The following is a 15101-nucleotide window of genomic DNA, read 5'->3' on the forward strand; positions in this document are numbered from 1 at the left end:
TGTCGTTCCTTCTCTCAATGAATTAGCCGTTCGTCTGCAGAGCTTCCAGCACGACTTCGCGCATCGCTGCGGCGGGAGCCGCCTGCCCCGTCCAATATTCGAAGGCGTAAGCGCCTTGGTAAATAAACATGCCGAGACCGCCGTGAATAAGGCAGCCTCGTTCCTTCGCTTCCTCCAGGAAACGGGTCGTAAGCGGATTGTAAATCAAATCGCTTGCGATGCTTCCCGGTCTCAGCCACGCGCTGTCCAGCGGCGTCGACTCCACGTTCGGGTACATGCCGAGCGAGGTCGTATTGATGACGATGTCGCTCTCCGCGCATGCATCGCGAAGCTCGTCCTGGCCGATCGCGCGGATGGAAGGCACATGGCTGCGAAATGCATCCGCAAGCTCTTGCGCGCGGGCGACGGTCCGATTCGATATCGTTACCGAACCGACGCCTTCGCGGGCAAGCGCGTACAGAATCCCCCGCGTCGCGCCTCCGGCCCCGACGATGAGCACGCGGGCTCCCGTCAGATCGGAGCGAATCTCTTCCTTGAGCGAGCGGACATATCCGATGCCGTCCGTATTATAACCGGTCAGCCGGCCTCCGTCGTTCACGATCGTGTTCACGGCACCGATCGCCTGCGCGCTCTCATGGATCTCGTCGAGCAGCGGCATGATGTCGAGCTTATGCGGTATCGTGACGTTCACGCCGCGAATGCCCATAGCCCGGACGCCCGCAACAAAATCGCCGAGCCGGTCGCCCGTAATATGCCAGGCGGTATAGATCCCGTTAATGCCGCATTCCCGAAAGGCGCGGTTCATCATGACCGGCGACTTGGAATGCCGGATCGGGTCTCCGATGACGCCGTAGAGGACCGTATGGCTGTCCACCTTGTTGCCCATTCTCCCTGTCACTCTCCCCTAAACCTGATGAATCGGCGAAACAGGAGCCTGCCCGAAGCAGACGCCTAGATCAGCGCATCGCGCGTCATGACCCGGATGCCCTTCGGCGCGTGGATATCCACAAGCGCGCCGTTCGCCCCGTTCACATGAATCCATCCTAGACCCGAAATGAAAATATCGGTGTCCGTTCCCTTGCGGAGCTTCAGCCGATGCCGCGTCCATGGAGGCATCTCGGCAAGCTCCTCGCGCGATGGCGGCGCAAGCAGTTCCCCTTTGTGATCCGCAAACAGCTCGTCGGCGCGTTCAAGCTTCGTCCGGTGCACCTGCAGCGCATTGGACACATAGAGCGAGAAGGACTGACGGTCGCCTTCGATGAAATCAAAGCGCGCCAAGGCCCCGACAAACAGCGTCTGCCCGGCGTTCAGCTGATAAACGAGCTGTTTGATCGGCTTATCCGGCAGCAGCGCGCCAAGCACGCTTCGCGGGACGATCTCGGTCATACGGTGCGCGTAGACGATGCCCGGCGTATCGATAATTTCTTTCCCGTCATCAAGCGGGATATGGACGGCATCGAGCGTCGTCCCCGGATAACGCGAGGTCGTCAGCTCGCGTTCCAAATCGCTGTAGTCGTGAATCAGCCTGTTGATGAGCGTCGACTTGCCGACGTTCGTGGCGCCGACGACGTAGACGTCGCGGTCGCCGCGGTGGCGGCCGATCGACTCGATCACGCGATCGAAGCCGATGTTGCGTTTCGCGGAGCAGAGCACGATATCGACAACCTTCAGGCCTTCCGCCTTCGTCTGCTTCTGCACCCAGTTCAGCAGCCGATTCGGGTTGATGCCCTTCGGCAGCAGGTCGATCTTGTTCACGACGAGCAGCACGGGATTGTTGCCCACGAACCGCTGCAAGCCGGAAATCAAGCTGCCTTCGAAGTCGAACAAATCGACGATATGGACGACGAGACTCTGCGTGCCGGCGATTCCCCCCAGCAGCCGCAGAAATTCGTCCTGATCGACCGCGACCGAAGCCGCTTCATTATAGTTCTTGATCCGGAAACAGCGCTGGCATACGGGCAGTTCCTTTTCCAGCGCCGCAGCCGGGACATAGCCCAGTTTGTCCGCCGTTTCGGTTTGCAGCTTAATGCCGCAGCCGGCGCACGACTTCACGCCTTCTTCTTGCCGATTGATCATGAATTCCGTTCCTCCTCGGGCCATAGCCCTTTCTTCCGCAGACGCGACAGGGCGACCTTCTCGAGCATCCGGTTGAAACGGGTCATGACGCCTTCGTCGTCCGGCGCGATCGGTCTAACCAAAATCGTGAACAGTCCCATCCGCCTGCCGCCAAGTACGTCCGTCATCATTTGATCGCCAATAACGGCCGTGCTCTCGGCGGGCAGGCCCAGCTCTTTCAATGCACGGACGAATGCGGCATTCGCCGGCTTGCGCGCGGCATGCACGAACGGAATATCGAGCGGCTTCGCGAACTTGGAAACGCGCGTTTCGTTATTATTGGACACGATGACGACCTTGAAGCCGAGGTCGCGCACATCGTCGAGCCATTTGACGAGCTGCGGCGTCGCGAGCGGCACCCGCGCGCCAACGAGCGTATTGTCGAGATCCGTAATAATTCCGCTGATGCCCTGCTCTTTCAAGGCATGCAAGTTGATATCATAGATGGTATTGACGCGCATTTGCGGCAACAGCCGTTCAAACATGTTTTCGACTCCCCCGGTTGCATTGGCGAGCAGTACTCCTATTTGCATTCCTAACTATGCGCATGGGTACGACCAGCCCTGTCTTCGCTATCACGCAAACTATACCATAAGTTGTGATTTTGTTGCAAAATACCGCACTATGCGTGAAAAAAAGATGACCTCCCAAATAAATGCAGAAGCCATCTCTTCATGTTGGGTTAAAGGTGGAATGCTGCATTCAAAGCTTCCGCTTTGAACGCAAACCAATCCCGAGGTGGAATGCTGCATTCAAAGCTTCCGCTTTGAACGCAAACCAATCCCGAGGTGGAATGCTGCATTCAAAGCTTCCGCTTTGAACGCAAACCAATCCACCTACCTAACCAATATGCTCACGTATATGCTTGATTGAAGCCGTTGCCCGTTCCGCTTCCTCTTGCGTCATGGACTGGCTGCTGTACATCGCTTTCTCGAAAGCATGCTGGACGATTTTGAACTGCGGCTGAAGCGAAGTCAGCTTCGTCGACCAGCGCCCCATCGTTTCCCGCACCGTTTCGTTATTCTCCACGTCCATGCCTTTCTTGCGGCAATGCTTGATCAGGCGGTTCGTTTCATGCACGATTCGGGCATTGACGGTATCGGAGCGGCGGCGGCGATACCGACGGAGCAATGCCGGGAAGGAGCGATACGCATACCCTGCAATTCCCAGGAGAAGCACGCCCGCAGCCGTCCAAAACATCCATGGCTTCACGGAGAAGCTGCTTTCTTCCTCTATCGGCACAACCGCCGTGCTGTCGTCCGCCGCCGGATCCTCTTGGACAACCGGAGCAGGCTCGTCTTTCGGCAGTGCGTACGGATAAGAGAAACCAGGCGTCGCTTCGAACGGGAGCCAGCCGTAATCGTTGAAATAAATTTCGACCCACGAATGCGCGTCGGCATTGCGGACGGTATACGTACCCGCGCCGTCCGGATTGGGAACGACCATGCCGGACAAGCCTTGCATTTGCTGCATTTGTTCATTGGCCGGCAGGCTGCCCGAAGAGTAGCCCTTCACCCAGCGCGTCGGAATTCCGAGCGTTCTCGACATGACCGCAAGACTGGAGGAGAAATAATCGCAGTAGCCCTCCTTAATCTCGAAGAGGAACGCATCGACGAAGTCCTTGCTTGATTTGAGACTCAGATCCGGCGTGTTCGTATACTTGTAATTCATCTGCAGGTAGCTGATCAGCGCTCTCACCTTGTCGTACGGCGTTGCCGCGTCCTTCGTCAAGTCCGCTGCGAGCGTCTTGACGCGTGAAGGCAGTCCCTCGGGAAGCTTCAGATAGACGTTGCTCAATCCTTCCGCAGCCTCAGCAGCCGGACCGGTCTTCAGCGTCTCCTCGTTCAAGACCGGGACCTTCGATTCGATCGTGTAGGATTGGGGATACCGATCCGCAGCCGCCTTAGGGAATCGCAGCTCCCAGGAATTCGCCAGCCAGCTGAGCGCAGGGAACCCGGAGTCGTCCCCGTTGATCTTCAGTACCTTATTGATCGGCCCTGCCCCGAACAGCACCGGGTATTTATCTTTGCGTTCCATCGTCACGGTTTGGGTAACGGCGACGGTTTCCGTGGAAGCCGCGATTCCTTTCGCCGGAAGCGCTTGTCCGCCAGCGCTTGCTTTCAGCGTGCCTTCCGACTTCTCCTCGGCAGATTCCTGCCAGCCGGTGCCGTTGTACAAGGCCCTCGTCTCTCCGCGCCAATAGCTGCGCTGATTCGTCGTCACGGTCATGACGGGCGTGTAATCGAACGTGAAGCCGCCGCCGAGCACGCTGTCGTTGCGGCTGTAACCGGAACGAGTGTCGGCGTTATTCTTGCTGACGGCGACCGAAATGGCCTTATCCCCCACGAAGGAAGGCACGGTCTCGCCGCGCGATTCCTTCCAAGCCGTGTACGGGTCCGTCAGCACCGGCCTCACGGTCGGCACGAACAAACCGGCTGCCATGACGAGGGTGATGATGAGCATAATTGGAAGGAACAAGCTGAGCGGATATTCGAGCAGCCGCGACCAATTATCGGGATGACGCTCCTTGAAGCCCGCGAAATGACTCGCCACCAGCCAGCCGAGGCCGACAAACACGAGCCAGGCGATTTCTTCCCACAAATAGATCGGCGTGAATATCGAATCGGCTGCCGCCAAGGAAAGGATCGCTGCGGCTACGAGCATCATGATCCAGCTTCGCCTGCGGCGAATCGACACGACGAGATGGAAGACCGCCAGCACGCCGAGGCTGATCCATAAGTAAGGATTCAATTGGCCGAACTGATTGCCGATCCAGTACATCCAGTCCAAGAAGTGCCTGCGGCTGCCCACGAAGGGAAGCCATTCGTATTTGGTATAGGCGATAGTCAAACCTGCTACCGCAATGAGCTGGACGCCGATCGACAACGTCTTGGTTGGAAGGAGCAGATTCGCCAAGACGGCCGCCAGCAGCACCCCGTTCACGATCGTAAACGTCTCTTCCCACCAATAATCGCCCAAGCAGCGGATCCATTGGGAGATTAGCAGCGCCGCCAAACAGGCGGATAGTTTGCGGTACAGGCCGTCTGTCAGCCAATGAAGCGCCATGCGGCGAATCGCGGTCATACGCGGCCCCCTTCCAGCGCTTCCGGCAGCTCTTGCAGCTTGCTGATCGTATACACCGTAAATCCGCTTCGGCGCAGCAGTCGCAGCCATTCGCCGGCGTGGATATCGCTGACCTTGCTGCCGCGCTCGTCTTCCGCGCGCTTCACATGTACGAGAACGGGCATAACGCCTGTCCGATTGAGCCATTCCATCGCCCGAATCGTCTCCTCGCCGGGCTGCGGACTGACGATGATCACGAACGCGCCCGCTCCGGCGAGAGCGCCGGACTGGCGCAGCGCGCGGTACAGCGGCTGATCGCCGTCCGCCTGCACGCGAACGAGATGCTTCATCATGAGATCGCGCTGGTCTGCGGATGCGTTCGGCGCGTAGCCTTCGTGCTTGGTGCCGACGGATATAAGCCCCACCGCGGTCGAGCGGCGAAATCCGAACTCGAGCAAGGAAGCCGCGGCGGATACCGCAAGCTCGAACTGAGCTTTATTCTCGTAAGCGCCTGTATATCGATCCAACATGACGATCATGCGCGGCAAGGACTCCCGCTCGAACTCCCTCGACTTCCATTGCCCGGTCTTGGCCGTTGCGTTCCAATGGATGCGGGATAGCCGATCGCCATAGATATATTCGCGGACGCCGTTGATCTGGGTCGTTTCCTTCGAGGACGAACGCGACACGGACGTGGAGAACGGACCTTTGAAGCCCCGTCTCATCTGCCGCCAGTCCCGGATCGCCGCCGTGCGCGGATAGACGCTGAACGGAATCGACGAATCGAATGTCCCCGTATGTTCGAACAGACCGAAGATATCGCGCGTGGAGCACTCCGTCGCTTCGAAACGGTACACGCCGCGTTCCAGCGGCGGCGTCGTGTAATTCACGCTTCCCGCGCGGCGATAATTCGGCACGAACGAAGCTTCGAACGGAACGGTGCTGCCATTTTGGGCAATGAGGCGATCACGTACGAGCACATACGGAATCGGCCAAAAGCCCGGAATCTGAACGTCGATATTCACTTCGAGCCGCGTTCCCGCGACGAGCGCTTGTTCCGTCAGCGTGCTGGCGCCATTGGCCAGCCGGCGCTCGCCGGACACCTGGGCGATGCCGCTCCAACGGCCGAACACCAAATAAACAAGCAGGACATTGAATATGCAAAAAAGCATCAGCGAGGTTTTGCCGCCTTGAAACAGCACGAACAGCAGAGAAGATATATAAAGAAATCCAATCAGCCGCCACCTTAGTATCGTCGCTTTCGCCGTCAACATAGGCGTTATCGCTCCATTCGGACGGGTACGCTCGTTTCGCGAATGACCGCCTGCACGACATCCTCAGCCGTAAGGCCGTTCATTCGGGATTCGGTATGCATAATAATTCGATGCGCCAGCACGGACGATGCCAACTGCTTGATGTCGTCAGGAATGACATAGTCGCGCTCCTGCAGGTAAGCGTTCGCTCTCGCTGCCGCCGTCAGCGATATCGCCGCCCGCGGGCTTGCGCCAAGCTGTACGCCGCTGTGGTCGCGCGTAGCTCTGACGACGCGGATAATATAATCCGCTACCGCGTTGTCGAGATGGACCCGCTTCACGTCCTCCATCATAAGGGCGATCTGCGCAGCGGTGACGACGGACTCCAGCTGATCGGCCGGCGAAGTGGCGTTGGGCGAAATAATCATTTGACGCTCGGTGGCCGCATCGGGATAGCCGAGCGAGATTTTCATCATGAAGCGGTCCAGCTGCGCTTCGGGCAATGTGTACGTGCCGTCGAATTCAATCGGATTCTGCGTCGCGATGAGCGTGAACGGCACCGGCAATTCATACGTGTCTCCGTCCACCGTGACGCGGCGCTCTTCCATCGCTTCCAACAAAGCGGATTGCGTCTTCGTCGTGGCGCGGTTGATTTCATCCACGAGCACCAGGTTTGCCATGACCGGACCCGGGCGGAACAGGAAGGTCTCATGTTTAGGGTGATAAATGGCAACCCCCGTAATATCGGAGGGCAGCAGATCGGGATTGCATTGAATGCGGCGGAATTGCCCGCCAATCGTACGCGCCAGCGCTTTCACGAGCTGCGTCTTCCCGGTTCCCGGAACGTCTTCGATGAGAACATGGCCGCCTGCCAGCAGCGCCGTTAACAGCCGCTCGATTTCGGATTGTTTCCCCAGGATGCAGCTTTCCAAATTGCGGCGAATTTCATTGCTTAAACGGTATTCTGCTGTACGAGTCTCCATGAACATTCCTCCCGGAAAAAATGCTAGAATGAATGCGGTCTCTAGTCCTATTATTTTACAGAAAATCCACCCCTCCGTACAGACGCATAACCGCCAAAAAAAATTGGAGATTCCCACAGGGAACCTCCAATTTCAATGCATGCGGCCGGTTGTCGTCAGCCCTTCGGCCTAACGGCAAGCGCCGCCAGGAACGAAAAGATGATCGCCGCGGATATGCCCGCGCTCGTAATGTCGAATATTCCGGTTATGATCCCGATCCACCCGTCGCGGTGCAGCTCCGTCAGCGCCCCGTGCACCAGCGCATTGCCGAAGCTCGTGATCGGAACCGTCGCCCCCGCCCCCGCGAACTTGATGAGCGGATCATACCAGCCGATGCCGTCCACGACCGCTCCCGCCACGACGAGCGTTGCCATCGTATGCGCCGGCGTCAGCTTCGCAACGTCGAACATCAGCTGTCCGATCAGGCAAATGCCGCCGCCGACGATAAAAGCCCACAAATAAATCATGCTGCCTAGCTCCTTTCGTTCTCTTAGTTGTGCAATGGACTTTCCAACGAAACAGCATGCGCGATGCACGGAATCGATTCTCCCTGCTGGAAGGACAACGGCGACAAGAGCGCGCCCGTCGCGCAGACGAGAATTCGCTTCAGCTCGCCCTTCTGCAGCCGCTTCAGCAAATGACCGTACGTGACGACGGCGGAACAGCCGCAGCCGCTTCCCCCTGCCTGGACCTTCTGGTTCTGCACGTCATACACCATCAAGCCGCAGTCGCCGAATACCGTGTCCTCCATGGGGATGCCATCTCTAGCCAGCAAATCCTTGGCAATGCCATGGCCGACGGTGGCCAAATCCCCCGTGACGATCAGATCGTAATCCTTCGGCTGCCTGCCTGTATCGTTAAAATGCGCCGTGAGCGTATCCACCGCCGCCGGAGCCATCGCCGCCCCCATGTTGAACGGGTCCGTGATGCCGAGATCGACGATCTTGCCGATCGTGGCGCATTCGACGATGGGGCCGTCGCCTGCCGGCGCGACGACGACGGCGCCTGCCCCCGTCACCGTGTATTGCGCGGTCGGCGGCTTCTGCGAGCCGTATTCCGTCGGATAGCGGAACTGCTTCTCCGCCGTGCAGTTATGGCTGCAAGTACCCGCCAGCACGTACTGGCCGTTGCCGGAATTGACGATTAGCGAGGCGATCGCAAGCGACTCCATCGAAGTGGAACAAGCGCCGAACACGCCGAGATAAGGCGCCCCGATGGTTCTGGCCGCGAAGCTGTTGCTGATGATTTGGTTCATCAGATCGCCGCCGACGTAGAACTGCAGCTGCTGCTTGTTGACCTTGGCCTTCTCCAGGGCGATCTCGGACGCCTGCTCGAGAAGCAGCCGCTCCGCCTTCTCCCAGCTCTTCTGCTGCATGTCCAGCTCCGGATGGACGAGATCGAAGTCGGCCGCGAGCGGTCCGTCCCCTTCGTCGGGACCGACGACCGTCGCCGCGCTGATGATGACGGGACGCTGTTCGAACCACCATGTTTGTTTGCCGCGCAGCATAGTCAGTGCCCTCCGATGCCGAAGATGAAGTAGACGAGACCGACGAAGAAGGCTGCCACGACGCCGAAGACGATAACCGAACCCGCCAGTTTGAACATGTTGGCGCCGACGCCGAGCACGAGACCTTCGGTGCGATGCTCAAGCGCCGCGGAGCACATGGAATTCGCGAAGCCCGTGACGGGAACGGCCGTGCCCGCGCCGGCCCATTGGGCGATTTTGTCGTAGACGCCCAGGCAAGTCATTATGACCGAGATCAGAATCAGCACGGCGACCGTCGGATTGCCCGCCTCCGTGCGCGACATGTTGAAGCCGTATACGAACACCTCGGATATGGCTTGTCCGACAATGCAAATCATTCCGCCGACGAGGAACGCCCGAATGCAATTGGCCAGGATCGACCTGGACGGCTCTCTCGACTTGGCAAAGTTTTGATATTCTTTCGGCGACATTGTCATCTTCTTATATTTGTTCTGTCCTGCGCTCTTGGTTGCGATGATCGTGCCCTCCTCTTGATGGTCTTTAAAGGAGTATGCGTCTTTGGAGGCGGCTTTATGCCAGTACTGGAAGGCGCTAGGCACTGTCTTTTCAAGAATCCGGAAACGCCGATAAACCTTCGTCTCCGGAAGGGAGCGGAAGGTTCAAAGGCCCCGGGATCGGGAAGCAATGATGCTAAAACAAGGCAACGACCAGCAGGACGACGAGCAGCACGTAAAGCGCCAGCACCAGCAGCATAAACATACCGGGAAGATCACGTTGCAGGGACATGCGAAGAAACTCCTCTCGGACCGGGATAGGCTTCTGCTGTATCCTATGCGGACATTCGCGGAGAGGCGACAGCAGAGGTGCCCATTGCCGCGGCTTAGCCGGAGCTTCTTACGACAAGGCGGGCGGAGAGCACGATCTTCTCCGGCTGCGCGCCGGGCTGCCGCAACTTCCGGACGAATGCTTCGACGGCGCGGATGCCAAGCCGCTCTTTCGCGAGATCGACGGTCGTGAGCGGTACGGCTGCTTCCATGCCCGCGGCGGTGTTGTCGATGCCGACGACCCGAATACCGCGATGCCCTTTCGAGTCCAGGAGCTGGAGCAGGAGCAGCGCAATGTCGTCGTTGGCGCAAATAATCCCTTGCGGCAGGCTACCTTCCGCTGCCGCGGCATCCAGGCGTCGCTCCAGCGCAGCCAGCCACGTCCTCATACCCGCGCTGCCGTAAGGAATCGTCCATTTCTTAAGCGTCGTGTTCACGTTAGGAGGCCTGGTTCCTTCCTTCGCATCATCGAGCGCAAGCCTGCAGCCCCACCAGCGCTCGCGGAAGCTGACCGCGAAGCTGTCCCGGCCGACGAACACGAGCGACCCGCAGCCCTGCGAAAGCAAATGGTGGCATGCCATCCGCCCCGCTTCCGCATTGGCGTTCAGCACGGCATCCGCCCCCGTCAGCGGCGCTTCATGGTCCACCAGGACCATCGGCAGGCCGTAGCGGACGATCCCGAGCAGCGTGCCTAACGGGCAATTGCCGGCGATAATAAACCCGGCCGCCCTTTCGAGAGCGCCTTCTGCCCCTAACAGCTCGGACAGGTCTTGGGTGGCATACGCGACTTGTCCGAACGTAAAGAAGCGCGGCTCCAACCCGTGCATCCGGCAGCCCGCTTCCACCCCTTCGACGACGCGCTTCCAGAAGTTCGGCTCCATCACGTGGCGTTCATCCAAGCCGATCAGGATCAGCCTTGCAACGTCTGGCGTTGGATGCTCTTCGACCATCCCCTTACTACGAGCGTCCTGCGGCAGCGCTTTACCTGTAGCCGATGGCCTCAGGCCATATCCGAGCGCGCCTGCCAGCGCCAATACTTCCCTGCGCGTCGCTTCGCTGACGCCGGGCTTGCCGGCTAACGCTTGCGATACCGTATATTTGGAGACGCCAAGCCGATCCGCGATCTGCTGCATCGATATTTTTTGGGCCATGGATGATTCCCCGTTTCGGCGAACGACAGGCGTTCGTTTTTCTGATTGACTTTTGCTCCGTTTCCCTCTAAAGTGAGCCCCGGATAAAACGCTTTCCAACCTAACAAACCTAACGAATCCATCTTACATGTTTTGCGTTTAATAATCGAATCCGAGAGGCTGTGAACGAGAATGAACCATTCCATTCTATTCTATGACGAGAGCTTTCCTTATGCGGGCGAACGCCCGAACGCGGCATCGCTTGCGAGACTGAAGGAAACCTTCGAGATCGTCGGTGCTTCCGAGCTGACTGACGCCCTGCAAGGGGCTGCGGTGTACGTCCACATGCATGGCTCGTATTTCCCGAAATCCGCATGGCCTTCCATTCTCGCGTTTGCTTCTCAAGGCAACGGCCTGATTACAGTCGGCGGCGCGCCATTCAAAACGCCCGTGACCGGAGAAGCCGGCAGTTGGAGAGCCGAGCCGGATCAAACGGCCTACCACCAGCAGCTTCATATTCATGAGGCGCTTCCCGTGTCCACCGAAGGCGTCGCCAAACTCGCGCATCACCGGGATATCCCGATCTTCGAAGGTTACGAATCGCTCTTCTCGATCGAGCCGACGTTCGGGCTTGCCCTGCACGTGACGCGCGCGGACGATTGTCCCGGACAGCAGAACGGTTCCGCCGGCCCGATGGATGCGCATTTCTACCCGCTTCTGAAAGGGATCAGCGGCGAAGGCCTGGAACGCGAACGCACCGCGCCGGCCGTATTGCTCGAGCACACGAAAGGTCCTTTCGCCGGAAGCCGGATGATCTTCGTGAACCAGCAGCTGGGCTCCGCGTTCTGGTCCGGAAACGGCGCGGAAGCACTGGCGAATTGGGCCGGATTCGCCGCGTCAGGCGTAACGGAGCTTTGGCTGAAGCCGAACTACGGCTCCTATGAGCTCGGCGAGCGCCCCGTCCTGATGCTGCAAGGCCAGCAGCTGCTGCAGACCCGCAAGGAACGCGTCAGCTCGCATGCGGCGGCATGGTCCTTCAAGGTCCGCGTCCTGAAGGCCGTCAACAGCGAAGTGCAGGAATCGGTTCCTTCGTTCGACTACGATAACGGCGAATTCACGGAAGTTTGGCGCACGGAAACGACGCTGGAGATCGGCCGCGAGCTCGTCATTCAGCGCATCGTCACGCCGCTGGATGCGGAAGCCGGCTTCTATACGGTGGAATGCGAAGCTACCTCGCCTGCGGGCGAGCGCCGCCTGCTTCGCCAAGGCTTCTGGGGCATGGATCAAGCGCTGCTTGAATCCGGCGAGCTGCTCACGTGCGATCGCGACTATTTCATCAAGAACGGCCGTCCGCTGCCGATCGTCGGCATGACCTATATGACGAGCGACGTCGCGCGCAAATTCCTGTTCCTGCCGAATGCGGCCGTCTGGGATCGCGATATCGCGCAGATGAAGCGCGCCGGCATCAACTCCATCCGGACTGGCATCTGGACCGCATGGCGCCAAATGATGTTCGTCGACGGACATCCGTACGAAGAAGTGCTTCGCGCCATCGACGCGCTCTTGTTGACGGCAAAGCGCCACGACATGGAAGTGACGTTCAACTTCTTCGGCTTCACCCCGGAAGCGTGGGAAGGCGTCAACCCGTATCTGGATCCGCGCAGCGTGGAAGCGCAAAAGCGGTTCATCGCGGCCATCGTATCGCGCCACGCGAACTCGAAGCACGTGCACTGGGATCTCATCAATGAACCCTCCATGTTCGATCCGAAGCGGGTGTTCAGCAACGGAGCGCGCTCCGCGCACGATCCGTTCGAGCACGCGGCTTATCTGGAGTGGCTGCAAGAACGCCATGGCAAGATCGAGCTGCTGCAGGAACGCTGGAACATGACGCCGTCGGAGCTGCCTTCCTTCGCGGCCGTCAAGCTGCCGGAGCCGGACGACATCAGCTTCGGCACGACGGAAGTGCTCGAGAAGAAAGGCGGCCCTTGGCTGGACTACACCCTCTTCTCGATGGATATGCACAACCGCTGGGCTTCCCAGCTGGTCGACACGATCCGCGCCATCCAACCGAAGCAGCTCGTTACGGTCGGCCAGGACGAAGGGCTCGGCGCGCAGCGCCCGTCGCCGTTCTTCTATGCGGAAGCGGTCGACTATACGACGGTTCACTCCTGGTGGCTGATGGACGATCTCGTGTGGGACGGCGTATTCGCGAAAGCGCCCGACAAGCCGAACCTTATTCAGGAAACCGGCATCATGTACGTCGAAACGCCGGATGGCCGCGCCAAACGCAGCGAAGAGGAGTTGCGCAACATTCTGGAGCGCAAGTACGCCTACGCCTTCTCCACTGGCGGCGCCGGAGCGGTGCAATGGATCTGGAACATCAATTTCTACATGCATAATATCAACGAATCCCATATCGGAGCGCTTCGCGCGGACGGCACGGAGAAACCGGAAGCGAACGTCTCCTACGATTTCGGCGCCTTCATGGGAAGCATTCGCGACCTGTTCGTGGACCGCAAGCTGGAAGAAGTTGCCGTCATCTATCCGTACTCCAACGACTTCTCCAACCGGAAGCTGGCAGCGGCGGCGACGACGCACGCCATTCGTACGCTCTCGCACGTGATGAACGTGCATGCCTTCGGCCTCGGCGAATATCAGCTCGAATCGCTCGCAACGACGAAGCCGAAGTTGATTATCGTGCCGAGCGCGCACAACTTTAGCACGAAGGCGCTGGAAACGTTGACGAACCACGTCGAGACGCATGGCGGCACGCTGCTATTCACGGGCCCGCTCGGCCTGGACGAGTACTGGCGTCCGGTACAAGCGAAAGCGAACGAGCTTGGACTCGGCGCCGTCGGCAACCTGCTCCGCGAAGAGCTGCTGGAGCTGAACGGCAAGCTGCTGCCGGTTTCCTTCGGCGGTACCCGCATTGCGGACAGCAGCAAAGGCGTGCCTGCTGCGGGACAAAGCGGTCCTTCGAAGCTGACGGAAGCGAAGCTCGGCGCAGGACGCCTGCTCTACTGCCCGCTGCCGATCGAGCTGAACGAGCGCCTGGAGCCGCTGCAAGCCGTATACGGCACCGCTCTTGAGCAGGCCGGCGTGGAAGCCGAGCTGGAATGGCTGCATGGCGGCGAGCTGCCGGGCGTCTATGGACGTAAGTTGTCCTTCGCTGCCGGCTCGCTCTACATCTTCGTCTCGGAGTTCGGCTGCGATGCCGCGGTCGAGGTCCGTGACCCGCAATCCGGCATCGGCTACGCATTCTCGCTTCCTCAAGAGCGGACAGTCATGTTCGCGGCGGATGCAAGCGGCAAGCTGCTGGCCGTCTACCGTCCGGACGAAGTGACGATCGACGTCAAGTAATCCGGTCTTCGGCGCAATCGAAAAGGCGAGCGAATTCCCTCATGGGGACTTCGCTCGCCTTTTTTGATCGCCTTATATGATAGCAATACGCTTCGAATGGCATTAAGCCTCGATCCACGTCGTCTTGCCGGCTGCCGGCGAACGCTTGCCTTGCGCCGGCGTCATGTCGGGAACGCCGATATAGAGGAAGCCCAGCATTTTATCCTGCGGACGCAGTCCGAATGCTTCGTTCATCAGCGGATGGAAGCACGGCTCGCCGGTTCTCCACACCGCGCCCAGACCGAGCGCATGAACGGTCAGCAGCATATTCTGAATGGCTGCGTTAACGGCGCCGTATTCTTCCAGCTCGATGACGTCGCGACGCTCTACCGGCGCGACGGCGACGCCGATGACAACCGGTGCGCGCTTCGCCTTGGTCAGGGCATCGGCCGTTTTCGCCGCTTGCGCCTCGGCATCCAAGCCGTCTCCCGCCTGCGTCAGCGCAATCGCTCCCAGAGCTTGGCCCAGCTTGTTTCTGCCCTCGCCGCTCATGACGAAAAACTGCCACGGCTCGGTCAGCCGATGGTTCGGCGCCCAAGTGCCCGCTTCCAGAATTTGCTCGATCGTTTCGCGCGCGATCGGCTCCTGCGTAACTTTCCCGATGCTTCTTCTTGTACGAATCGCTTCAATGACGTTCATGCGCATCTCCTATTCTATCCATCGTTATAGTAGCCGTTCGATAGATTCATTGTAGCATAGTTGCCCCCGAATGTTGATCGGCGAATGGCGTACGTTCAACTGGACAAACGAAAAATCCCGTCACAGCCGGCTTATCGTCGGACCGTGACGGGACAACTCCACTACATGCG

The 15101-nt window shown here is 59.2% G+C and carries 12 protein-coding genes; 1 reads left to right on the top strand and 11 read right to left on the bottom strand.

The features are described from left to right. Positions 1-22: 22 nt before the first annotated feature. The 10 genes from AC0YNU_RS28440 to AC0YNU_RS28485 form a co-directional block, all read right to left on the bottom strand. Positions 23-886, bottom strand: a complete 864-nt coding sequence (locus tag AC0YNU_RS28440) for a shikimate dehydrogenase (RefSeq protein WP_475762629.1) — start codon at positions 884-886, stop codon at positions 23-25. Between the two features lie 65 nt (positions 887-951). Continuing rightward, the gene (gene yqeH, locus AC0YNU_RS28445; protein ID WP_475762631.1) at positions 952-2076 is read right to left on the bottom strand and encodes a ribosome biogenesis GTPase YqeH; all 1125 of its coding nucleotides are present in this window, start codon (positions 2074-2076) and stop codon (positions 952-954) included. After that, a complete protein-coding gene (locus AC0YNU_RS28450; RefSeq protein WP_475762633.1) occupies positions 2073-2600 on the bottom strand; it encodes a YqeG family HAD IIIA-type phosphatase in 528 nt (175 codons plus the stop codon). The genes yqeH and AC0YNU_RS28450 overlap by 4 nt, the downstream gene beginning before the upstream one ends. Before the next feature lie 355 nt (positions 2601-2955). Further along, the gene (locus AC0YNU_RS28455; RefSeq protein WP_475762635.1) at positions 2956-5199 is read right to left on the bottom strand and encodes a transglutaminase-like domain-containing protein; all 2244 of its coding nucleotides are present in this window, start codon (positions 5197-5199) and stop codon (positions 2956-2958) included. Then, entirely contained in the window at positions 5196-6452 is a 1257-nt protein-coding gene (locus AC0YNU_RS28460) for a DUF58 domain-containing protein (RefSeq protein WP_475762636.1), read from the bottom strand. The genes AC0YNU_RS28455 and AC0YNU_RS28460 overlap by 4 nt, the downstream gene beginning before the upstream one ends. A 5-nt stretch (positions 6453-6457) precedes the next feature. Next, the gene (locus tag AC0YNU_RS28465) at positions 6458-7414 is read right to left on the bottom strand and encodes an AAA family ATPase (RefSeq protein WP_475762638.1); all 957 of its coding nucleotides are present in this window, start codon (positions 7412-7414) and stop codon (positions 6458-6460) included. A gap of 155 nt (positions 7415-7569) precedes the next feature. Beyond that, a complete protein-coding gene (gene spoVAE, locus AC0YNU_RS28470) occupies positions 7570-7920 on the bottom strand; it encodes a stage V sporulation protein AE (protein ID WP_161697448.1) in 351 nt (116 codons plus the stop codon). Between the two features lie 23 nt (positions 7921-7943). Then, positions 7944-8960, bottom strand: coding sequence for a stage V sporulation protein AD (gene spoVAD, locus AC0YNU_RS28475; protein ID WP_475762641.1), 1017 nt, complete (start codon positions 8958-8960; stop codon positions 7944-7946). A gap of 2 nt (positions 8961-8962) precedes the next feature. After that, positions 8963-9409, bottom strand: a complete 447-nt coding sequence (gene spoVAC, locus AC0YNU_RS28480; RefSeq protein ID WP_475762643.1) for a stage V sporulation protein AC — start codon at positions 9407-9409, stop codon at positions 8963-8965. A 410-nt stretch (positions 9410-9819) separates the two neighbouring features. After that, the gene (locus AC0YNU_RS28485; protein ID WP_475762645.1) at positions 9820-10914 is read right to left on the bottom strand and encodes a LacI family DNA-binding transcriptional regulator; all 1095 of its coding nucleotides are present in this window, start codon (positions 10912-10914) and stop codon (positions 9820-9822) included. Between the two features lie 171 nt (positions 10915-11085). Here AC0YNU_RS28485 and AC0YNU_RS28490 point away from each other — a divergent pair, with 171 nt between their 5' ends. Continuing rightward, entirely contained in the window at positions 11086-14253 is a 3168-nt protein-coding gene (locus AC0YNU_RS28490; protein WP_475762647.1) for a beta-galactosidase, read from the top strand. A 102-nt stretch (positions 14254-14355) separates the two neighbouring features. On the opposite strand, the gene AC0YNU_RS28495 is transcribed toward AC0YNU_RS28490, so the two are convergent. Continuing rightward, complete coding sequence (locus AC0YNU_RS28495) at positions 14356-14931, bottom strand: nitroreductase family protein (protein WP_475762649.1); 576 nt, start codon at positions 14929-14931, stop codon at positions 14356-14358. Between the last annotated feature and the right edge of the window lie 170 nt (positions 14932-15101).

It is taken from the genome of Paenibacillus sp. J31P316, assembly GCF_056269105.1.

What these genes read in the sequence shown, in the direction of transcription:
- AC0YNU_RS28440 (WP_475762629.1), bottom strand. Translation starts at nt 886, where the DNA reads ATGGGCAACAAGGTGGACAGCCATACGGTCCTCTACGGCGTCATCGGA.
- yqeH (WP_475762631.1), bottom strand. Translation starts at nt 2,076, where the DNA reads ATGATCAATCGGCAAGAAGAAGGCGTGAAGTCGTGCGCCGGCTGCGGC.
- AC0YNU_RS28450 (WP_475762633.1), bottom strand. Translation starts at nt 2,600, where the DNA reads ATGTTTGAACGGCTGTTGCCGCAAATGCGCGTCAATACCATCTATGAT.
- AC0YNU_RS28455 (WP_475762635.1), bottom strand. Translation starts at nt 5,199, where the DNA reads ATGACCGCGATTCGCCGCATGGCGCTTCATTGGCTGACAGACGGCCTG.
- AC0YNU_RS28460 (WP_475762636.1), bottom strand. Translation starts at nt 6,452, where the DNA reads ATGTTGACGGCGAAAGCGACGATACTAAGGTGGCGGCTGATTGGATTT.
- AC0YNU_RS28465 (WP_475762638.1), bottom strand. Translation starts at nt 7,414, where the DNA reads ATGGAGACTCGTACAGCAGAATACCGTTTAAGCAATGAAATTCGCCGC.
- spoVAE (WP_161697448.1), bottom strand. Translation starts at nt 7,920, where the DNA reads ATGATTTATTTGTGGGCTTTTATCGTCGGCGGCGGCATTTGCCTGATC.
- spoVAD (WP_475762641.1), bottom strand. Translation starts at nt 8,960, where the DNA reads ATGCTGCGCGGCAAACAAACATGGTGGTTCGAACAGCGTCCCGTCATC.
- spoVAC (WP_475762643.1), bottom strand. Translation starts at nt 9,409, where the DNA reads ATGTCGCCGAAAGAATATCAAAACTTTGCCAAGTCGAGAGAGCCGTCC.
- AC0YNU_RS28485 (WP_475762645.1), bottom strand. Translation starts at nt 10,914, where the DNA reads ATGGCCCAAAAAATATCGATGCAGCAGATCGCGGATCGGCTTGGCGTC.
- AC0YNU_RS28490 (WP_475762647.1), top strand. Translation starts at nt 11,086, where the DNA reads ATGAACCATTCCATTCTATTCTATGACGAGAGCTTTCCTTATGCGGGC.
- AC0YNU_RS28495 (WP_475762649.1), bottom strand. Translation starts at nt 14,931, where the DNA reads ATGAACGTCATTGAAGCGATTCGTACAAGAAGAAGCATCGGGAAAGTT.